The organism is Streptomyces sp. 15-116A (assembly GCF_025290915.1).
Classification (GTDB): domain Bacteria; phylum Actinomycetota; class Actinomycetes; order Streptomycetales; family Streptomycetaceae; genus Streptomyces.
The window spans coordinates 1-20,495 of record NZ_JAOCQE010000063.1 but is presented as its reverse complement, the minus strand read 5'-3'; the positions used below and the strand labels follow the sequence as shown (position 1 = coordinate 20,495).

13 protein-coding genes are annotated in these 20,495 nt (G+C 71.0%); 3 read left to right on the top strand and 10 right to left on the bottom strand.

The genetic code is table 11. The annotated features are described in order from the left end of the window. Nucleotides 1–38: 38 nt before the first annotated feature. From pglX to pglW, 5 genes are all read right to left on the bottom strand, one after another. Entirely contained in the window at nt 39–3,857 is a 3,819-nt protein-coding gene (pglX, locus tag N4P33_RS13705; RefSeq protein WP_260826686.1) for a BREX-2 system adenine-specific DNA-methyltransferase PglX, read from the bottom strand. Nucleotides 3,858–3,950: 93 nt separating this feature from the next. After that, nucleotides 3,951–5,450, bottom strand: a complete 1,500-nt coding sequence (locus N4P33_RS13700; protein ID WP_260826685.1) for a hypothetical protein — start codon at nt 5,448–5,450, stop codon at nt 3,951–3,953. Further along, on the bottom strand, nt 5,447–6,871 hold the full coding sequence (locus N4P33_RS13695) for a KGGVGR-motif variant AAA ATPase (protein WP_260826684.1): 1,425 nt from the start codon (nt 6,869–6,871) through the stop codon (nt 5,447–5,449). The genes N4P33_RS13700 and N4P33_RS13695 overlap by 4 nt, the downstream gene beginning before the upstream one ends. Continuing rightward, entirely contained in the window at nt 6,868–7,365 is a 498-nt protein-coding gene (locus N4P33_RS13690; protein ID WP_260826683.1) for a hypothetical protein, read from the bottom strand. The genes N4P33_RS13695 and N4P33_RS13690 overlap by 4 nt, the downstream gene beginning before the upstream one ends. A 41-nt stretch (nt 7,366–7,406) precedes the next feature. Next, complete coding sequence (gene pglW / locus N4P33_RS13685; RefSeq protein ID WP_260826682.1) at nt 7,407–11,834, bottom strand: BREX system serine/threonine kinase PglW; 4,428 nt, start codon at nt 11,832–11,834, stop codon at nt 7,407–7,409. 408 nt (nt 11,835–12,242) lie between these two features. Between pglW and N4P33_RS13680 the strand changes: the two genes are divergently transcribed. Together N4P33_RS13680 and N4P33_RS13675 are read left to right on the top strand one after the other, a co-directional pair. Then, the gene (locus N4P33_RS13680) at nt 12,243–12,527 is read left to right on the top strand and encodes a type II toxin-antitoxin system Phd/YefM family antitoxin (RefSeq protein WP_260826681.1); all 285 of its coding nucleotides are present in this window, start codon (nt 12,243–12,245) and stop codon (nt 12,525–12,527) included. Further along, entirely contained in the window at nt 12,524–12,778 is a 255-nt protein-coding gene (locus tag N4P33_RS13675) for a Txe/YoeB family addiction module toxin (RefSeq protein ID WP_260826680.1), read from the top strand. The genes N4P33_RS13680 and N4P33_RS13675 overlap by 4 nt, the downstream gene beginning before the upstream one ends. Before the next feature lie 376 nt (nt 12,779–13,154). Here the strand turns inward: N4P33_RS13675 and N4P33_RS13670 are convergent, their stop codons facing one another. The 5 genes from N4P33_RS13670 to N4P33_RS13650 form a co-directional block, all read right to left on the bottom strand. Further along, the gene (locus tag N4P33_RS13670; RefSeq protein WP_260826679.1) at nt 13,155–13,802 is read right to left on the bottom strand and encodes a response regulator transcription factor; all 648 of its coding nucleotides are present in this window, start codon (nt 13,800–13,802) and stop codon (nt 13,155–13,157) included. Nucleotide 13,803: 1 nt separating this feature from the next. After that, on the bottom strand, nt 13,804–14,991 hold the full coding sequence (locus tag N4P33_RS13665; RefSeq protein ID WP_260826678.1) for a sensor histidine kinase: 1,188 nt from the start codon (nt 14,989–14,991) through the stop codon (nt 13,804–13,806). 6 nt (nt 14,992–14,997) lie between these two features. Then, nucleotides 14,998–17,307, bottom strand: coding sequence for an MMPL family transporter (locus N4P33_RS13660; RefSeq protein WP_260826677.1), 2,310 nt, complete (start codon nt 17,305–17,307; stop codon nt 14,998–15,000). Nucleotides 17,308–17,520: 213 nt separating this feature from the next. Continuing rightward, nucleotides 17,521–18,255, bottom strand: a complete 735-nt coding sequence (locus N4P33_RS13655; RefSeq protein ID WP_260826675.1) for an SDR family NAD(P)-dependent oxidoreductase — start codon at nt 18,253–18,255, stop codon at nt 17,521–17,523. A 125-nt stretch (nt 18,256–18,380) separates the two neighbouring features. Beyond that, on the bottom strand, nt 18,381–19,682 hold the full coding sequence (locus tag N4P33_RS13650) for a phosphatase PAP2 family protein (RefSeq protein ID WP_260826690.1): 1,302 nt from the start codon (nt 19,680–19,682) through the stop codon (nt 18,381–18,383). A 315-nt stretch (nt 19,683–19,997) separates the two neighbouring features. On the opposite strand from N4P33_RS13650, the gene N4P33_RS13645 reads away from it, so the two are divergent. Continuing rightward, on the top strand, nt 19,998–20,495 hold a 498-nt coding region (locus N4P33_RS13645; protein WP_260826674.1), incomplete at its 3' end, for a helix-hairpin-helix domain-containing protein.

Here is a 20,495-nt window from a genome sequence, read left to right as displayed (position 1 = left end):
CGGCACACCGGATCCGCCCCCCTCAGGCATTGGTTGGTCTACTTGGCCGCCCTGCCCCGTTTCTTCTCGGGGCGCCAAGCGCTGAGGTCGTCCCGAGAGAGATCACGACCGTACATGCCGGCGACGAGGGCGCTGTTGAAGTCCTCGGCGGGGTTGCCCTCCCACTCCTCGTCGTACTCGTCGTGCCACTGCTTGACCCACGGCATGACCTCCGCGAGCCCGGCGAGGAGCGGGACGAAACGGGGGTCCTCCTTGCGCCAACCATCGACGTTCAGGCGGTCGTTGAGCAGGTTGACGAGGGCCTCGGCCTGGTAGCGGTGGTTCCAGCCGGCCCAGCCGATGAGTAGGGAGGGGTCGTTGTCGGGGGAGGCGCCGGGGTAGGAGATGAACCGCTCCTTGGGCACGTCGAGCTTGCCCCGGTTCGACCAGTAGCTGTGCTTGAGGAAGTCGGCGGACGTGTACTTGGGCGGAACCTTGATGTCACGCTGCCTGCCGTCCTCGTCCTCCTTGCGCTGCTCCTCCCAGACCTTCTCCCACTGGGCGCGCTTGCGCAGACCGGACTCCTTGTAGCGGAGCGCGGCGAGGTAGGGGACGTGCTCGGGCTCGACGACGGCGGTCAGGACGGTGGACAGGGGGACGTCTCGCTTGTCGAGGTGACGCTCGGCGTAGAGCTTGGCGACGTCTTGTACGTCGTTGTCGTGGCGCAGGGCGTCGGCGAGCTGGTAGATCGTGAGCGGGCGCGGCGAATCGATCCCGTCCCGCTCCTCGAACCACAGTTCCTCGCGTTCCATGGCGTCGAGCAGCCAGGAGCGCAGGGCGGCGGCCTCCCTGTCCTTCCAAGGCTTGGTCAGCCAACGTCGCTTGAACTCGGGCCGCTCGATCAGGCGGATGTCGTTGTTGTGGGCGATGAGATCGAGCCGCGCCTGAACGATCCGTCGGTAGGACTCGGGCCAGTCGGGAGAGGGAGGGATCTCGGTGACCGGGGTGGACTCGTGCCGGTCGAACCACGAGGTATTGGCACCACTGCGGGCAAGCGCGATCTCGAACGCACGATAGCCTAGAGCGATTTCGAATGTGTCGGCGCCGGTGAGGTCGGCCGGGTCACCGGGGAGGGTGGTGCGCGCGACCTCGGAGGGCGTGAGTAGCCCGTACAACCCGTACACCGTCCAGTCCAACTCCTCCTGGAGCAGGATCATGCGCCCCCGAATCCGCTTCTGCGCGGCTTTGGCGGCTTCGAGTGCCTCGGGAGTGGGGGCCGTGGTGGAGGAGGCAACGAGGGCGGCGGGCTCGTGGGCGGCCAGCTCTTGGGCGAGAGCGTCCAGTTGGCGGGCGAGGGAGAGGGGGAGCGCGGAGGGGAGAGGAAACTCCTGGAGTCGGGTCGCGTTGAACGCGTAACGGTTCTCCCAGGCCTCGTCCTGGACGCCGCGACCGATGCCACTGCCGCCCTTGATGTGACTTACCTGCTTCATCCAGAAGCAGGCCACCGACGAGTTCAGCACCCCGAGCAACTTAAGGTGCTGGTCCTCGCTAGCGATTTCGGGCAGCTTGATCACCGGCGCGGTACGGTTGAACACCTTCCCGCCTCGGTCCAGCACGAAGTGGTTGTGCGTGGTGACCTCGCCGTACGCGATCGAAAGCGGTGTGCGAAAGCGGCGCGCGAAAAACATGCTGTGGTCGAACCAGCGAAGCCCCCGTTGCTCTGGTGTCTCTCCAAAATCCAGACGCTGACGAAGAGGTGCCCGTACAGCCCAAAGGAACCGTTCCTCGGCTGCCATGATCTCCCTGGCTGCACCGCGCACGCTCGCTGGAGCGATGGTCGTATAGGGGAAGAACGTGCACGTGCCCGGTGAGATCTGGTACTCACGTACCTCCTCACCCAGGATGGTCGGTACCGTTCCTGGTTTCAGTCGACGGGTCACAGCAGAGGCGGTCGGCATGTAGTACGCCTCGTCGAGCCCGGTATGTGTGGTCCGGCCAGCCTCCGCGATCGCCTCCTTGAGCCGTCCCTCCACCTGCTCCAGCTTGGCCATCAGCCCGTACGCGCCGCCCCCCGAAAGGCTCCAGGGGAACTTGGCCAAATCGGCCCGAGGACGGTCCTCGACGCTCACCCACTCCGCAGGCCCCACTCCAGGTTTCCGCCACTGCGAGACGATCGCCTGCCACACCTTGCCCTGAGCCGGATCCTCCGGCTGGCTCGGCTCCCCCCGAACCCCCAGCACCGCTCGCACAGGCAGCGCCTGCCGGGGCCCCTGGTTCCGCCCCACCAGAATCACCGTCGGCGTACCGTGCCCCGGAATGAACGCCCCCGACGTGTCCAGCACATGCGTCAGCTCCACGCCCGGAAAGTCCCGGAGTCGCCGCGTCTGCGGGTCCTTGTAGGGCCCACCGTGGAAGAACGACTCGATCAGCGTCGCCCCGAACTCCCGCTTCATGAAGGAGTTCGCCGTGATTTGCCCGGTGAAGCCGCCGTCCCGATGGTCACCGCTCGCCCGGACCGCCAGTTCGAAGATCCGCTGGGCGAACGGCACCGACAGCGCGTACTTACCGGAGCACGCCCAGTAGATCTTGCGGTAGTTCTCGTTCTCCGCCTTGTCCTTGACCGTGATGTACGGCGGGTTCGCCACGACCACGTGATACGAGCCGCGCCCCAGGAGGTCCACCTCCCTCACGTACTGCCGCACATCCTCCGTGCGGTACGTGAACGTCTCGCCCCGCTCGACGTCGTCGAGCGTCGGGTCGGTCTCCCGCCCGGCTTCCCGCCCGTGCAGCAGGGAGTCGGCGACGGCGATGCGGATCGGCATCTTCGGAGCGGCGGAGAGGCGGCGGACCCCGCATTCCCTGAGCATTTCGACGAGCAGGCGGAACCGGGCGATGGAGACGGCGAAGGGGTTCTTGTCGGCGCCGTGGACGGCCTCCAGGGCGCGGCGTACCAGTGTCCAGTTCTCCGTGCCGGGCTCGGCGTCGCGCCAGGCGGCGAGGACCCGGCGGAAGAGGCCGAGGAGGAAGTGGCCGGAGCCGCAGGCGGGGTCGATGCAGCGCAGGCCGCGGACGACCTTGGTGAGGTTGCCGTTCTCGTCGATCTCCTCGGACGTCTCGCCCCGCCAGTCCTCGGGGACGTGCTTCCACGCCGGGTCCAGGCCGAACTCCTCCAGGGCCGGATCCAGGGTGAGGTCGAGGATGAACTCCTCCACGAACTCCGGGGTCTGGAGCAGCGCGTACGTCTTGCGGGCGTGCTCGGACAGGTCCTGGTAGAGGTCGCCGAGGAAACGGGTGTTGAGGCTCCGGTCGGTGAAGTCGTGGCGGATGCGGCCGTCGGGGCCGCGCTCGCGCCAGAAGGAGAGCAGGCGGGAGGCGGCGCCGTAGGAGGGATCGAGTTCCCACAGCGGGTTGTGCGCCGGATCGAAGAGGCCCTCGGTGATCTCGTGCTCGCGACCGAGCGCGCGGAAGGACTCCTTGAGCCAGTCGCGGTCGTTCAACTCGGGGTGCTCCCGGAAGAACTCGTCGTGGTTGTCCTGCGCCTCGGCGAGCCGCTCACCGGGGCCGGACAGCCGGGCTTCGGAGACGAGGCCGTTGTCCTCGCAGAAGCGGACGAAGACACAGGCGAGGACCCAGGCGGCGGCGATCTGCACCACCCGCTCCTCCAGCCACGACTCGTACATGACCGAGGTACGGTCCGACAGGAGGGCCTGCTCGTACTCGGCCTTCAGGGCCGCGGCCTGCTCGCTGTCGCCGTGGGCGCGCTCACGCAGGTCGTCCTCCAGGAGTGCGACCTGCTTCTGGAGGTCCTTGAGCAGCGCGGCATGGTCCAGCGGCGCGGCGGCCGGCGTGTCGGTCGGGCGGGCATCCTGGGAGGGCACCGGGGTGTTCCTTCGCTTCGTGGTCGCGGCGCGTGCTCTCGCGCCGGTCGATCCATCCTGCCAGGCCGGACGGCCCGGCGGACCCACCGGGATCTACTGCTTGGCGAGCGGAATCCCGCCGAGGCGGCCCAGGCCGAAGGCGAGGCGGTAGATGTCGGGGAGGTCCAGGAGGGAGTACAGGTCGAGCTCTTCCTTGCTGTTCTGCGGCCGGTGACGCAGGACACCCAGGTCGATCAGCTCCCGGACCAGGCGTGCCAGGTCGTCGGGGTGCCGCGGGCCCGTGCGGACCAGCTCGGGGCGGTCGGCCTGGGCGTAGCGGGCCGTCTCGTCGCGCAGCAGCCGCGGCAGGTCGTGGCTCTCCCAGATCCGGATGATCTCCCGCTGCGAAATGGGGACCTGGCAGCCCTTGAGCGGCGTTATGGCCAGTTTCACCCATGGGGTGTCCTCGATGATCTGTTCGACACGGACCTTGGACGCCTCGCGGACACCGTCCCGGAGGGCGTCGTGATGCAGCGCGCGGGCGTGCGAAGGGTGGGAGACCCGCGTCGTCTCGGCGGCCACGTCGAGGGCCTTGAGGAAGGTACGCGGACTGATCCGGCCGTTGCTGTCCATCAGATGGTTGGGCAGCCAGGCGTAGGGGCGGCCCTGGCGGACGTTCGTGCCCATGTACAGGCCGGCGATCCGCTCGAACAGCGGCCGCTGGGCCTTCTCCTCGTTGCGCAGTTCCGGCGGGGTCGCGTAGCGCACGCGCGTGGCCGACTCAAAGGGTTTCCAGCCGCCGGTGAAGCGGCGGAACCTCTCGGCCGCCTCGTCGTCCTCGTTGCCCAGGTGGTGGAAGAGCAGCCCGTACAGGTCGGTGCGGGTCCACTCCAGGAGGGCCGCGTTGCCGGACAGCTTCGACGCGTCGGGGAAGAGCTGCTTGGCCGCGTCGAACATGTCGGGGCGCAGGAACAGCTTCAGGCGGATGTTCCGGGTGCCGAAGCGCATTCGCATCGCCAGGCGGAGCAGCTCGGCGATCAGCCGGTTGCGGGTGTCCCAGTCGGTGTGCAGATGCTCCAGGCCGTCGAAGACCAGCAGGCGCACGATGTTCTCGGCGGCGGCCTCCGTGTCCGCCCGCACAATGGTGGCGTCGGCGAACTGGGCGTTGGTGCGTACCCAGAGCACCCGCTCGGCCCAGTCCCCGGTCGCCCGCAGCTCGGGCTGCCCGAGGGCGGTGAGCAGGACGGCCTGCCAGATCTCCTCCGGCAGCGCGCCGCCCGCAAGAAGTGAGGGCAGAGCCAGCGGGCCCGGGTAGTGCGGCACGATGTCCATGCCGTAGCCGGGGGTGACCCGCAGCCGGTTCAGCCGGTTGATGCGGTACTCGGCAGCCGCCGCCTCGCGCAGTTCCGGGTCGAGGAGGGAACGGGCCCAGAAGGTCTTGCCGACCCCCCGGTCGCCCTGCACCACCGTACTGTCGACGTACAGCGCGTTGCGGTGCGCGTCCGGCATGTACAGGGTGTGCGGCTCGGGGGGCCGGGTGTCCGCGTCCACAGTGCCCTCCAGCGCACGCGACAGCAGGTCGCGGTACTCGCCGGGGGTCAGTGGCTCGGTCATGGGCGGTCGTCCTCGGGTTCGGCGGACTCGGTGTACTCGGCGGCCTCGGTGTCGGAATCCTCGGCCGTCCCCGCCAGGATCAGCGGAACTGCCGTGCTCAGGAAGTCACGGTACGCGGCCTGGACGAAGGCGCGGTCCTGCCAGTCCGGGGAGTTCGGCACGTTCATCCCGACCAGACCCGGCTCGAAAAGGATCGGGATCGGGGAGTGGGGCGCGGAGTCGTCCTCCAGGGCCCAGGCGCCGTCTGCGGCTCCGGAGACCTCGTCCGGCGCCAGCGAGTCGTACAGGACGCTGAACGCCGCGTGGGCGTTCTGGCGGAACGACTCGAGGTGGGTGTCCTTCGAGTAGTGCACCGAGTCCGGGACCATCGAGGCCACCATGCGCAGCTTCTGCCGGATCGCCGGGGCCTGCCCGGAGGCCGCCCACGCCTCGAACAGGTCCCGGTAGCCCGACCACGTCTGGTCGTTGTCCGCGGCGAACAGCAGCGCGTAGTCGCACAGATGGGAGATGGTCACGGCCGCCACGTCGTGGATGCCCGCCCGGCTGTCGAGCAGCACCACGTCGGGCAGACGGCCGCTGTCGCTGCGTTCCACCGCCTCCTCACAGGCACGGACCGTGGCGGCCAGGCGGTCGGTGAAGCGGGCGCCCTCCGCGTCGGCGTACACCCGGTTGAGCTTGTCCACGTAAGCGTTGGGGACACCATCGGTGCCCGCACCGCGCGCCGGAGCGATCCACAACTCGCCCTGGTTGCGCGGGATGTACCCGGAGCGGGTCACGATCTCCAGGCCGTCCTCGTTGCCGAGCGCCGACTCCACCAGGTGGTCCACGACACCGTGCGTGCAGAGGGTGCCGTCCCCAAGGAGGAGCGGGCCCACGCCGGGCGACTCCAGGTCGAGGTCGACGACCAGCACGATCAGCCCCTGGTCGGCGAGCCGGCGGGCGAGCACCGCGGTCGCCGTCGTACGGCCCACACCGCCCTTGAACCCGTACACGGCCGTACGGCGGGGGCGCGGAGCCCCGGTGTTGTCCGTGGCGGAGGGGGTGGTGACATGGGACCACTCCTCACCGACGACCGTGTTGTCGAGGAAACGGACCGCGCCTGCCGTGCCGGTGGCCGACACGACCTCCAGGGCGCGGGGCGAGGCCGTCAGCGATGCCGGCAGGCGCATGACCGAGGTGAGCACGAGCGGACGTTCGCCGCTGTAGCGGCCCAGTCGGCCGGTGAAGGACTCCCGCCAGCGGTCGGCCTGTTCGCTGCTCGCCGGGTTGTCCTCTGCTCCGTCCTCCACCACCAGGGAGAACCTGCCGAGCACGTCCCTCACCAGGAGGACGTCGAAGCCTTCCGCGGCGACCTCGCGGGCGAGGGCGAAGGCGGCCGGACGCGCCTCGTCGAAGCGGACCGGTGCGTCGTAGAGGGTCATGGCAGCTTTCCGGTGAATTGAACGTGCAGATGCAGCTCGTGGGCGAGGGTCGCCGCCTCCTGACGGCGGGCCAGCAGATCCAGGTCGAGGTGGGTTCCGTCGGTGTAGCGGTCGTCGACGACCCACTTCTCGAAGTCCGCGGAAACCCTCGTCAGGGCTTCGTCGAGCGCGGGGGCGGGGCGTCCCTGAAGCAGCAGGGGCAGGGCCGAGCACATCTGGGCGATGTGCAGCAGCGGTTCGCGGTCGCCTGTACTGGGGTTGTCCCAGAAGGGCATCTTGGCCGGCCTGTTCTTCCTGTCCGTCATGGACACCTTGCCCGACCCGCCGAACCGCAGCAGCAGGGCCTTCATCAGGCACTCCACCGCGAGCCCGAACAGATGGTCCGCGTTCAACAGCCGTCCGTCGCCGTGCAGATAGGAGGCATCCCCGTAGTGCCGTTCCCCTGCGCAGGCGTAGTCCGTCTTCGCTTGCTTGCTTTCCTTGTCGTCCCCCACGACGCAGATCTTATGACCTCCGACTGATCTGGCGTCAGCCGTCAGCTCGCCTGCAGAAGTCCCTCCAACTCCTTCATGAACAGCCCCTCCAGAACCACCCATTCGCTCACCCGGTCCACCACGTCCACCGTGCGGCCGTCCAACGCGGGGGTGGCCTGCGGGTCGTCCATGGGGACCAGCAGCCACAGACCGTGGGGCACGGCGGTCGGACGGCGGGCCGCCTCCTGGAGGGACACCAGCAGCTCGCGGCCTCCCACGTCCCAGTACCGGGACACCAGCGAGGCCCGATGGGCGAGGAGCACCGTGCGCGCCCCCGACTGCTCGGCGAGGGTCGTGCAGCGGGCGGCGACACGCTCGGCGGCAAGCCGGGTGTACGACGCCAGTGCGGGTCCGATCCGGCCGGTCTCGGCGAACTTGGCGTCCGCCTTCAGCAGGGCCCCCCACCGCACCTGCTGCTCGTCGGCCAGGGTCCGCAGGGCGGCCAGGAACAGCTCGTCCACATCAACTGGCAGCACGTCGAACCGGGCGGCGAGCCCTTCGGCCGTGCCGGGCAGCTGGGCGCCCCGGACGGTCAGGGCGAGGAACCCGCCCCGCCGCACCGCCTCCTGAAGCCGCGCTTCCATCACCCGGCGCGGGTCCCGCCCCTCCGCCAGCTGGCCCTGCGCGGCCTCGTACAGCGCGCCGGTGCTCGTCAGCACCGAGCCGGTGAAGGCCGGGCGGCTCTGCTCGACATCCCGTGCGGGCGGGAAGAATCGCCGCCTGTCCCGGTCGTACTCCAGCGGGAAGTGCGCCTCGGACAGTGCCTCCTCCCACTCCACGTACGTGACGCCCATGAGCGCGGCAAGGCCAGGGAAGCGAGACCTCACCCGGCTCAGCAGGTCGTCGGCACCGATCCCGATACCGGGACGTACTCCTGCCGCGGCCTGCGAGATCCGCAGCGCCCGGCCGAGGCCCAGATCGAGGGGGAACAGCTCGAAGCGCGGCGTGACGCCGACTCCGCCCGCCATCGCGGCGGCCAGGGTCAGCAGGCGGGTGTCGGCCAGCGGGGCCATCCCCTCCGGGGCGGGCACCGCGCGCAGCTCCCGCAGGACGGCGGCGCCGCCGGGCAGCGGATCGCGGGCTGCCACATCCTCGGCTGCCCTGCCGAGCAACGTCGCGTACTCGGCGAGCTCCACCGGAGTCGGATCGTCGCTGCCGGGCAGGTCCACCAGGGCCAGCAGTACCGTGCTGCCGCGGCGCAGCACGGCGAACCGGGAGGCGCCGTCCTCGTCGCCGTCCCCCGCGGCGGCGGCATCGTCGCGGCGGGACTCGATCTCGGCAGCCGTCCGCACGACGGCCAGGGCCTGCGTCTGGAGGCCGGCCCGGTCCTCCGTACCGTCCTCGTCGTGCGGGGTGTGCCGTACCCGCAGCTCGGTGGCGAGTTCCTGCGCGGTCATGATCCTGCCCTGCTCGGACAGTATGGTCACCAGCTCGTCCCGGATCTTCTCCAGCCAGGGCAGCGCCGCCCACTGCTCGATCGCGGCGCTCAGGTTCCCCGAGACGGTCGGCTGGCTGACGCCGAGGGCCTTGGCGATCGCCGACTGGGCGGGCCACGGCGGCAGTTCACCGGCCTGCGCGACGCCCGGCAGGCCCAGCGTCGCGAGGACGATGTCGCGGCGGGGGCGGGTGCGGGGGCCGCTCTCGGCCGGGATCAGCCGGGCCGCGAGTGTGTCGACGGACTCCACCGTCTCGCCGGGTGCGTCGGCCGGCACTCGTACGGGCTTCTTCGCGGTGGCGCGCCTGCGGAGTTCCTGGGTCCACTGGCGGTGGCGCCGGTTGAGCTCCTTGCGGATCACGTTGCCCGCGCCCCGTGCGCGGGAGATCGTGTGCGGCGGGACGTCCAGGAGCTGACCCACCGTCTCGGCACCGAGGCCGGCGGCCACCGACACCGCCCGCGGCGACAGCCCCGCGGCGTGCAGGGGGGTCGTCAGGTCCGCGGCGGCGGCGGCCTGCTCGCGGGCGTCCTCCACGTCCGCCGCCTGCGCGTCGACCGTCGCGGGCGTGGTGGGCGGACGCGTCGAATCCGCGCGACGGAACAGCTCGCGCCAGGCCTCCTGCATGTGGTGGAGGCTGTCGAAGCGCTGCTCCACGTCACGGTGCAGGGCCTTGCCGAAGAACTCGGTGAGCCCTTCCGCCAGCGCGGCCTCGAACAGCTCGCGGGCCACGTAGAGCTCCGCCTTGGGGACGGTCAGCGGATCGCTCTGGCCGTCGCCCCACACCGGCCGCTCGCCCGAGGCCATCTCGTGCAGGGTGACCGCCGCCGCGTACCACTCCGCGTGGTCGTCGTAGCGGGCGCGGCGGCTGCCGCCCAGGAAGGGGTCGAGGTAGCCGCGGGTGCCCGCCTGGAGGTCCTGGTCGGGGGCGTCGGCCAGGGAGAAGTCGAACAGCATCAGCTGCCAGGAGCCGTCACTGCGCTTGAACAGGCCCAGATTGTCCGGCTTGATGTCGCGGTGGCGGACTCCGCGGGCGGCCAGACTGTCCAGGGCCTCGAAGAGGTCGTTGCCGAACCGCTCCAGCTGGGCGTACCCCAGCCGGCCCTCGCTGCGCAGCCGCGAGCCGAGACTCACCGGCTCCCGGTCGCCGGCCGAGCGGAACCCCCCCGCGTACTCGATCTCCAGAACGGTGTGCCCGCCCAGCTCACGAGGGGCGGCGAGCAGCTTCACGATGCGGTTGCCGCCCACCTCGCGCAGAGCTTTCGCCTCTGCGTAGAGCCGCGTGTCCTTCTCCCGGTCGAGCCCGACCTTGAACACCCGCAGCGACGCCGGGTCCGGCACGCCGTCCTCGACACGGCGCACCAGCAGGGCGCGGGCGGTCGCACCCGTGCCCAGGACCCGTACGACCTCCCACTCGGCATCGAGACGGGAGCCGGCCTTGGCCGTGAGCGGGTCCGCGACCTCGACGGCCCCACGCCGGGCCGCGGCATCCTCGGCCTCCGCGGCATCGAGCAGCCGCAGGAACTCGTCGGCGGACGACAACCTGCTCTGCACGTCGGAGGCGGTGGCCCGGAAGACCAGATCGTCCAGAGCCGCGGAGACGCTGTCGGACACCGCGTACGGATGCAGTCCGCCGTCCGCGGCGAGCCGGTCCACCAGGGCGCCCCGGGCTTCGGCGGGCGGCTTGCCGGTCAGCAGGAGATACGAGAGCGCCCCGATACCGAAGACATCGAGGTCCACCGGGTCCGCGAACTCCCTGGCGGTCTCAGGGGCCAGATACACCTGGGCGATGTCGGCCACCAGACCGGAATCCAGCGGTGTCTGCCCGAGACTGAGGTGCGCGGTGGTGTCGAAGTCCCGGGCGGCGGTCTGCCAGTCGGCGATCCGCAGCACCGGTTCCGTGCCGTCCTCGCGCGCGGACACGTACACCGAGCGCGCCGACAGCGCCCGGTGGTACAGCGACCGATTGTGGGCGTAGCGGACGGCCTCGGCGAGCTGGCGCACCAGGTCCAGGCGCACGGCGGGCGAGAGCCGGTCGCCGTATGCGTTCAGATACGCATCGAGGCGCAGGTCCGACTCCCGGTGCCGGAAGAGGATCGCCGGGCCACCCTGGTGCTCGCGGATTTGGACGGCCTGGACGATGCCCCGGTGGTTGATGCCCTGGAGCACCTGGTACTCGCGCAGGGCCGCCCGGTCCACCCGGCCGCGCTGCTCCGCCGACGCGGCCTGGCCCGACAGATAGATCCGGACTCGGCCGCTCTCCTTGACCAGGCCGTCGACGCGCCGGGCGAGCCGGTCCTCCCAGCCGGGGCCCGCGTCCATCGCGCGCGGCTCAAGTTGCCAGTCGTCCCCGAAGCGCAGGTGGCTGGTGGAGTGGCTGATCCCGATGCGCTTCATCAGCATTTCGAGCCGCTGGCTGTCCTGCGGGGTGACGCGCCAGCTCTCCCGCTCCGGTGGCAGGCCGAGCAGACCGTCCCAGATGCCGGGCAGCCCGCTCGTACCGCCGTTGCGCCCATACACCGACGCGCGCTGGAACTCGTCCAGCTCGCTCACCAGGTCGGGGTCGTGCAGGAAGACCGCCGGCTTGATGAAGGGGATCTTCGCCTCGGGGATCCCCGCCGCGTGCGCGGCACGCTCCAGCTGTGCCTTCAGTTCCTTGGCCTTGAGGTCGGTGAGGTGCAGCGGGTTGCGCAGTGTCCGGACCCGGTCACCGTGGAACTGCCACGTGTCCCCGTGGTTCACCACCCGGCCCGGGTGTCCCTTCAGCTCCAGCAGGTAGACGCCGCCGGGCACGGCGATCAGCAGATCGCACTCGTTGACCCGGCCCGTGACACCGGTGAACCGGAACGTCGCCCACGCCCGGTACGGCTCGGCGTTCGGCATCAGCTGCCGTACGTGCTCCAAGCCTTCCTGCTCCCACCGGAAACCGGACCGGCGCGGCTGGAACCAGTGCTCGCGACGCGCCGGAGGGCCGGGCTTGGCAGCGGTCGGCGTCACTGGAAGTCCTCCGGTATCGGGCAGCGTCGTGATGAGGGCAAGCGTAGCGACGTCACCCAAAGAGCCAGGCCGTATGCCGCGCTATTGAGGTCCCGACCAGATGACTGGTCGCGGGGCCTGGGCACCGACCTTGGTGCCCGTGCTGGTTCTGTGCCGACTTGAATCTGGCAGGCGCCCGTTTCTGCAGGTGGGAGCGTTGTTGTGCACGTTCCGCTTCAATGTGTGATCGATTCATCACTTTCCGCTAGATACTTCTCAAGCGCTCAGGTGACAGGGGTCGGCTCGTTCGCGTCGGCCCCTTGCTGTTACCCGAGCGTGGTGGGCTCTGATCTTCGTCCGCATCTGCTCTGCCTAGAGGCGGTGAAGGTGGTACGTTATTTGGTACCACTGCCGGGAAAAGGTTAGGCCATGTCCATAACTGCGAGCGAAGCCCGCAAGGCTCTCTTTCCGCTGATCAAGAAGGTCAACGACAACCACGAGGCCATCGAGATCGTCTCCAAGCACGGCAATGCCGTGCTCGTCTCGGCTGAGGACTACGCAGCGCTGCGCGAAGGCTCGTACCTCCTGCGCTCTCCGGCGAACGCTCGCCGACTCCTCAAGGCGTATGAGAACGCCCTGTCCAACATCAACGTGTCTGAGCGAGAGCTGATCGACCCCGACTCGCCGGATGCGGCACGTGAGGGTGCTGCGTGAGGCTCCTCTTCGAGGATCAGGGCTGGGAGGACTACACGTCCTGGCTCAAGAACGACCGCAAGTTGCTTGCCCGCATCAACAAGCTCATCGAGGACGTCAGGCGGGACCCCTTCTCGGGTATGGGTAAGCCTGAGCCGCTGAAGTACCACTTGCCGGGGGCGTGGTCGCGACGGATCGACGACGAGCACCGCCTCGTCTACCTGGTGACGGACAAGGAGATCGTCATCCTCGCGGCTCGTTACCACTACTGATCGCTCAGGCGGTGAGGCCTTTTGGGATGCCGCCCCGCGATCAGAAGGGCGGTCTCGGGGCGGCGTTTCCGCCTCCGCGTCGGCTTCGAATACGAGGCTGACACGGATGCAGTTTGACGTTCTGGTGAGTTCAGGCCCTCCTTGGTCCGCGCCGGTTCGTGGTAGGCGCTGCCGGAAGCAGGAGTCTTTGGCAGGTCCGGCCCGCGTGCCATGAATTTCTCCGCCTGCGGACACCCGGCCAGTCCGCAGGCATTCCGCTGCCGCATCTGACAGTTGATGTCCAGCCTGCCGAGCCTTGGAGGTACATCTCGCCCTGGAGGTTCGCTTGCTTTTCATTCGCAGTGCAGCGACCTCGCGGTCGATGCCGCCCCGAGTGTCATGGGTCCGTTCGTCGTAGCAGGCCCTGTTCCATCGCCACCACTACCGCCCGGGTGCGGTCGTTGACGTCGAGCTTGGCGAAGACGCGGAGCAGATGGGTTTTTACCGTTGCCTCGGTGATGAAGAGGCGCTCGCCGATCTCCGGGTTCGACAGGCCGTCGGCGACCGCGGTCAGGACGTCCACCTCCCGGCTGGTCAGTTCGGCCGGTGCCGGGCGGCGCATCCGTGCCATCAGTCGCTGGGCGACCCGGGGCGCCAGCACCGTCTCGCCGCGGTGGGCCGCGTGGATCGCCTCCACCAGGCGCTCGCGGGTGGCGTCCTTGAGCAGATAGCCGGTCGCGCCCGCCTCCACGGCGCGCTCGATCTCGGCGTCGGTGTCGTACGTGGTGAGGATCAGCACCCGGGTGCCGGGGTGCTCCGCCACGATCCGCTCCGTGGCGCCGGCCCCGTCGAGCACCGGCATCCGCAGGTCGAGCAGCGCCACGTCCGGGCGTACCTCGCCGACCAGGAGCACCGCCGCGCGGCCGTCGCCCGCCTCGCCGGCGATCTCGATGGACGGCTCCGCGGAGAGCAGTGCCACCAGTCCCGAGCGCATGACGGTGTGGTCGTCGGCCACGACGATGCGCAGCCTGGGCTCGTGCGTCATGTCACTCCTGACCTCGGGCGGGGAGTACGGCGAGGACGCGGGTGCCGTCGCCGGGGGAACTGGTGACGGTCAGCTCACCGGCGAGTTCCGCGAGCCTGCGGCGCATGCCGTCCAGGCCGAAGCCGCTCGCCTCGTCGACGCGGAAACCGCGGCCGTCGTCGGTGATCTCCAGCTCGACCGTGCCGGGGCCGACGCTGAGCACGAGGCCCACGGTGGTGGCGGCGGCGTGCTTGCGGACGTTCGCCAGGGACTCCTGGGTGCAGCGCAACAGCGCGATACGGGTCGTCTGGTCGAGCTCGGGGCCGTGCTCGGGCGGCTCCGCCGTCACCGGGATGCCGGTGTCCTCGGTGAAGCGCTCCAGGGTGCGGCGCAGCGCGTCGGTGCCGGCGCCGGTCCGCGGGGCCGGGCCGACCAGCGCGCGGGCCTCCGCCAGGTTCTCGCGGGAGGTCTGCTCGATGGAACGCAACTGCTGCGCCCTGCGCGCCGGGTCGGACTCCAGGGATGTACGGGCCGCCTCCGCCAGGACCACGATGGAGGCGAAGCCCTGCGCGAGCGTGTCGTGGATCTCCCGCGCCAGCCGCTCGCGCTCCGCGGCGGCGCCCTCGCGGCGGTGTGCCTGCGCCAACTGCTGCTGGGCGGCTTCGAGTTCGGCGCCCAGCCGCTCGGCGCGCGCGTCGTTGCGGGTGGCGACGTGGTGCAGCCAGAGCCCGAGCAGCGCGCTCGTGGCGTAGCCGATGAGGGCGGCGGTGGTGTTGCCGGTGCCGAAGTCCGGGCTCCAGCCCTGGTCGGCGACGCCGCCGAGGACGCTGGCGGCGGTGGCGGCGCCGCTGAGCACGACCGCGCCGCGCGGCCCGTCCGCGTAGATCCAGAACATCGGCAGCGACACGATCAGCAGCGCCGCCCCGCCGCCCGGCAGCGCCGCCATCGCGCCGAGCGCGGGGATCAGCAGCCACAGGAAGGCGGTGCGGGCGAGCGGTCGCACCGGCCGGCCGCCCGGCCGCAGCCGCAGCAGCCCGTAGCTCACGCCGAGTACGGCGAGCACCGCCGCCGACCACCAGCCCTTCGGGCCGCCGTGGTGCAGGGCGATGGCCGAGGGGGCCAGGCCGAGGAACACCCAGCAGACGTCGTACCAGCGGTGGAGCCGGCGTATGCCGAGGCCCTCCTCCGGCTGCCGCGGTTCGCTGCTCATACCGCGTCAGCCTACGGGCACGGCCGGCTCGGACCGCGCGACGCGGGCCGCGGTCCGGCGCGACGGCCACCACGCCCGGTCGCCGAGCAGCAGCAGCGCGGCCGGCAGCACCATCATCCGGATCACCACCGCGTCCAGCAGCACCGCCACCGCGAGGCAGAAGCCCATCTGCTTCATCTCCGCCAGGTGCAGGGCGACGAAGCCGCCGAAGACCGTGACCATGACGATCGCCGCGCTGGTGACCACCTTCGCCGACTTCCCGATGCCGTCCAGCACCGCCTCGCGGGAGGACAGGCCGCGCTGCCGGGCCTCCTGGATCCGGCTGACCACGAACACCTGGTAGTCCATCGAGAGGCCGAAGAGGATCACGAAGAGGAACAGCGGCACCCGGGACGCGATCGCGCCGATCGAGTCGAAGCCCAGCAACGACTCCGCCCAGGTTCCCTGGAAGACCGCCACCATCACGCCGAGCGCGGCGGCCGCGGAGAGGAGGTTCAGCAAGACGCCGAGGAGGCCGATCACCACCGAACGGAACGCCCACACCGTCATCAGGAACGTCACCAGCAGCAGCGCCCCGAGCACCCACGGCAGCTTGGCACGCTCGTAATGGACGTAGTCCTGACCGCGCGCGACATCGCCGCTGACGGCGGTCTCGGCGCCCCGCACTTTCCCGGTCGTGGCCGGGATGTGGACGTCCCGCAGCCGCTCCAGCGACCGGACCGCCTCGCCGGCCTGGGCGGGGTGCGGCACGGACAGCTCCAGCACGCTGGTACGGCCGTCCGCGGAGGTGCGCAGCGAGGGCGCGGCGTGTCTCGCGAACAGCGAGGGCGTGGTGTGCTGCGCGAACAGCGCGTCCGCCCGCGTGCGTTCATCCAGTTCGGCCAGCGCCCGCCGCGCCTCGTTCGCCTGCGCGGGCGCGTTGCGCACCACCACCTCGTGCTTCACGAGCAGCTCGGGAAAGTCCGCGGTCAGCCGGTCGTACGCCCGCATGGCCGGGATGGCGCGGGAGAAGGTGTCCCGGCCCGGGTCGATCAGCTTCATCTGCAGCACGGGCGTCGCCAGCGCTAGCAGCGCGAGCACGGAGACGACCAGTGTTGCCGCCGGGCGCCGCCGCGCGGGACGCAGCAGGGCGGCGAAGAACCGCCCGGTCTCGGCCCGTTCGGCCCGTTCGGCCCGCTCGGCGCGCGGCGCCTTTCCCTTCCGTGCCAGCCGTACGGCCCGCCGCGCGGCCCGGCGCTCGGTGCGCCGGCCGAGCGTCACCAGCAGCGCGGGCAGCACGGTCAGCGAACTCGCCACCGCAACGGCGACGACCAGAACGGTGCCCGTGGCGAGCGAGGAGAAGATCACGTCGGTGGCGAGATAGAGAGTTGCCGTGGACGCGATCACCGCGAGCCCGGAGATCACGATCGACCGCCCGGCCGTCGCCGCCGCCAGCTCCACCAGCGCCTCGGACGTGAGCCGCCCGCCCGCGCGTGCCCGCTCCTCGCGCTCCCGCTTGAGGTAGAAGAGCGTGTAGTCGACGCCGACCGCCAGGCCGATCAGAAGGATCAGGTTCGTGCCCACGCCCGCGTCCGGGATCAGGTGCGAGGCCAGCATGTTGAGGCCCATCGCCGCGGCGATCGATGTCAGCGCCAGCAACAGCGGCACCCCGGCCATCACCGCCGAGCCGAAGACGACCAGCAGCGTGATCAGCGTGACCGGCAGCGAGATCCGCTCGGAGAGGGCGAGGTCCTCGTCACGCTGGTCGTTGACGCCCTTGCTGATCGCGGGGGAGCCGGTCTCCTCGATCCGCAGACCGGGGTGGGCCTTCGCCACCTCCTCGGTCACCGCCAGCAGCGGGACGACGTTCTTCTTGCCCTCCAGCTCAGGGCCCTTGAGGGTCACCGACACGCGGACGGTGTCGCCGTCGCGTGAGCGCACCGGGTCGGCGACGCTCGCGACTTCCGGCAGCTTCGCCATCCGCGCGGCGATGTCCCGGGCGGCGGCGGTGGTCTCGGCGGTGGCCTCGGCGCCGGCTCCGGTGCTGCCGCTACCGCCGCCGCCGTCGCCGGTGCTGTCGACGCCGCTGTCGCCGTCGCGACCGGCGCCGTCGCGGATCGTGATGTGCTCGACCGGCTTGCGCTGCAGCCCGGCCTCGGTCGCCAGCCGCTCGGCCCGGCCGGCCTCGCCGACCCAGTAGTCCTCGGTGGTCGCCTGGTGGGTTCCGGCGGTGATCCCTGCGCCGAGGCACAGCACCACGAAGACGAGCCAGCCGGTGATCGCCCGCCCGGGGTGGAGGGCGCTCCAGCGCGCCATCCTTACGGAGATGTCGGTCATGACGTTCATGCTGGCCGCGAGAGCAGAGGCGGCATGAGGACCGGCAGTCTGAACCCCGTGTCCACCGACCGGTGGACGCGGGCCGCTACCGGGCGGGGCCGCGCCCGTCGCTCTTCCTTTCGAGAGCGCCGAAGGAGAGCACCGTCGACAAGGTCCGCAGCACCCCGGCCCGCAGCGCCCCGGACCACTGCCGGCGGCCCCTGATTCCGCGATTCAGGCGAGCGTGACGCCCGTCTCCTCGGCCAGGGCCCGCAGCAGGCGGTCCTGGAACTCCTCGTCGTGGACCGCGGGATGCGGCTGCTGCCGCCTGCGGTGATACCAGTAGCCGCCGGTGGTGCGGGCCTCGGGGGCGTCGCCGGTCACCAGCCACTCCTGGGTCCGGTGGCCGAGTTCGAGGTCGTCCGGCGCGTTCGGGCCGCCCATCCTGGTCGGGACCCAGCCCGGATCCACGGCGTTGCTCAGTACCCCGGGGCGCAGGCGGGCCACCGCGGCGGCGAGGGCGGTGACGTAGAGCTTGCTGTCGGCGTACGAGCCCGGGCGCCTGCCCTGCCAGTCGACGTCGGCGAGCGAGGGACGCCCGCTGAAGTGCGAGCCGCTGCTCAGGTACACCAGGCGGCGCGGTGCGGGGAGCAGGGCCGTGAGCAGGTACGGGGCGATGACATTGACCGGCATGACCGCCGGTCCGCTCCACACTCCGGCGTTGTGGATGACCGCGTCGAGCGGCTCGGCGTCGTTCAGCCCGGCGGCGAGGTGCCGTACGGCGTCGCGGTCCTCGAAGTCGCCCAGCACCAGGTGCGCCCCGCGGGCGGTCAGCGCGTCCAGGGCGGCGGCGCGCTGCTCGTTGCGGGCGTGCACGACGACGTCGTGCCCGGCGGACAGCAGTGCGTCCGCCGCGGCGCGTCCGAGACCGTCCGCGGAACCGGTCACCAGGACCCGGACCCGGCTCACGGCGCGCTTCCGGGTGGCGGAGCGATGGCGGGGGCCTGATACATGCCCTCCAGGTTAGGCACGGACCGCAGGACTGGGAGACTGTGCTACTCCCTGCGTCCGGGTGATCCCGTGGGGCCGGGCGATCAGACCAGTTCCGCCTGCGGCCCCGCGGGCGTGGGCTCCGGGGGTGGGATCGGGGTGGGCTTGCGGGCCCACGCGCGGGTCGTGCGGACGTAGCCGTAGATCACCGAGGCCATCGCCAGGATCATCAACGGGCCGAAGCACCAGGGGAGTTCGGCCATCTGCGTCGGCAGGTAGCGGTACGACAGCAGGAGCGCGGTGAAGACCGTCGCGCCGTAGGTGACCAGCCGGGTGCCGGAGCGGTCCCAGCCGTGGGCGGTCGCGCGCATCGCCGCGTCGATGGTGAGCACGAAGACCACGCCGGCGACGAGGTCCGCGCCGTAGTGGTAGCCGAAGCCCAGGGTCGCGCCGAGGGTGCCGATCAGCCAGAACGTGCCCGCGAGGCGCATCGGCCGTGAGCCGTCCCGGGAGTGGATGAAGAGACAGACGGCCCACGCCGTGTGCAGGCTGGGCATGCAGTTGCGCGGGGTGATCTCGTCGAACGGCATCGGCTGCGGGAGGTCCAGCGACGGCAGCGCGTTCGGCCACAGGTGGGCCGTCGCCCACGCGCCCCCGTCCGCGCCGAAGGCGTACACCGGGCCGACGACCGGGAAGATCATGTAGATGCCCGGCCCGATCAGGCCGATCACCAGGAACGTACGCACCAGGTGATGGCTCGGGAAGCGGCGCTCGACCGCCACGTGCCGCAGTTGGTACAGCGCGACGATGGCCGCCGCCAGCGGGAGCTGGCCGTAGACGAGGTTGAGGACGTGCGTGCTCACCGGGTCGGTGGCCGCCACGAGCCGGCCGGCCAGCCAGGACGGGTCGCCCAGCGCGTGATCGGCGGTGACGACGTACTCGTCGAGCACCGTCTCACGGGTCTTGGACGTGATGAGCAGCCAGGCGTCTCCCGCCTTCTGGCCGGCCATCAGCAGCAGGCCCAGCCCCACGCCCTTGAGCAGCAGCAGGCGCTCGGCGCCGGTCCGGCGGGTGACGGCGATCCCCGCGATGCCCACGATCACCCACAGCGCGCCGTTGCCGAAGTTGCCGTCGGTGAGGCCCGGGTCGGCGCCGACCGCCCACCGCACCAGTACGAAGGCGACGTCGACGGCGAGCGCCGTGCCCAGCGCGACGAACCGCTGCCGCCAGGTGAGGACCACCATCGTCAGGGCCAGGCCGGCGTAGAGGCGAGGTCCCGACTTGGGCGGAAATATCAGCTCCCGCACCTGATGGGTGAGCGGTCCCGCCGTGCCGTAGCGGCGCGCGGCGACCTCCATCGCCAGCAGGAAGGCCAGAGCCGCCACACCGGCCGTGGTCCACAGCAACGCCCGTGGCGGGGATATGCGGGCTCGTGCGGGTCTCAATTGTTGCGCCCCCGTGAAGAACAGATGACCAGGCGATGGTCGTGAGTTCGAACATGCTAAGGGGTCCCTGTGAAACGCCGACGAGGTCCAGCCACCTCCGGCCACCTCCGGCCACCTCCGGCCCGCTGCGTGCCGCCTTGCGCCCGACGGCTGCCGTCCGCTGCGTGCCGCGTGCCGCCGCCAGGCGACCGGTGCCCGCCGCCGGCCCGCGTTGTCAGTGCCCCGTGCCACGATGGCCTTCATCGAGCGGCTGTTTCCGGACGGGCGGGGGGTGTGATGGTGAGGGACGTGCCTCAGGCCGGGCGCGGGGCGCGGGTGGTGTGTGCGCGGGCCGGGGAGCTGTACGGGGCGGCTCGCGCCCTGAGGGAGGACCATCACCGCGCCCTGGACGCCGTACGCTCCGCGCTCGCCCCGATCCGGGACCGGCTCGTCGCCGAGGAGCTCGGGGCCATCCCCGTCGCCCGGCTGAAGGACGTCACCGAGGGGCGGCTGCGGCTGCAGGCGATCGAGGCCGCGGGGATGACGTCCGTGCGCGCCGTGCACGAGGCGAGCCGGTACGAGCTGCGGCAGCTGCCCGGCGTCGGGGAGCAGACGGCCGACCGTGCGCTCGCCGCCGCCCGGCAGATCGCCCGCGCGGTCGCCGAGACCGTCTCCGTCCGCATCGACGTCGACCACCCCGAACCCGGCACCACCGCCCTCGTCACCGCCCTGCACCGGCTGGTCGAGGCCGGTCCTGAGCTGCGTCGAGCCCTCGACGCCGCCGAGCGGCTCGAC

Excerpts from the sequence above, each read along its gene's own strand:
- N4P33_RS13700 (WP_260826685.1), bottom strand. The coding sequence starts at position 5,450 with ATGACCGAGCCACTGACCCCCGGCGAGTACCGCGACCTGCTGTCGCGT.
- N4P33_RS13695 (WP_260826684.1), bottom strand. The coding sequence starts at position 6,871 with ATGACCCTCTACGACGCACCGGTCCGCTTCGACGAGGCGCGTCCGGCC.
- N4P33_RS13680 (WP_260826681.1), top strand. The coding sequence starts at position 12,243 with ATGTCCATAACTGCGAGCGAAGCCCGCAAGGCTCTCTTTCCGCTGATC.
- N4P33_RS13670 (WP_260826679.1), bottom strand. The coding sequence starts at position 13,802 with ATGACGCACGAGCCCAGGCTGCGCATCGTCGTGGCCGACGACCACACC.
- N4P33_RS13665 (WP_260826678.1), bottom strand. The coding sequence starts at position 14,991 with ATGAGCAGCGAACCGCGGCAGCCGGAGGAGGGCCTCGGCATACGCCGG.
- N4P33_RS13660 (WP_260826677.1), bottom strand. The coding sequence starts at position 17,307 with ATGACCGACATCTCCGTAAGGATGGCGCGCTGGAGCGCCCTCCACCCC.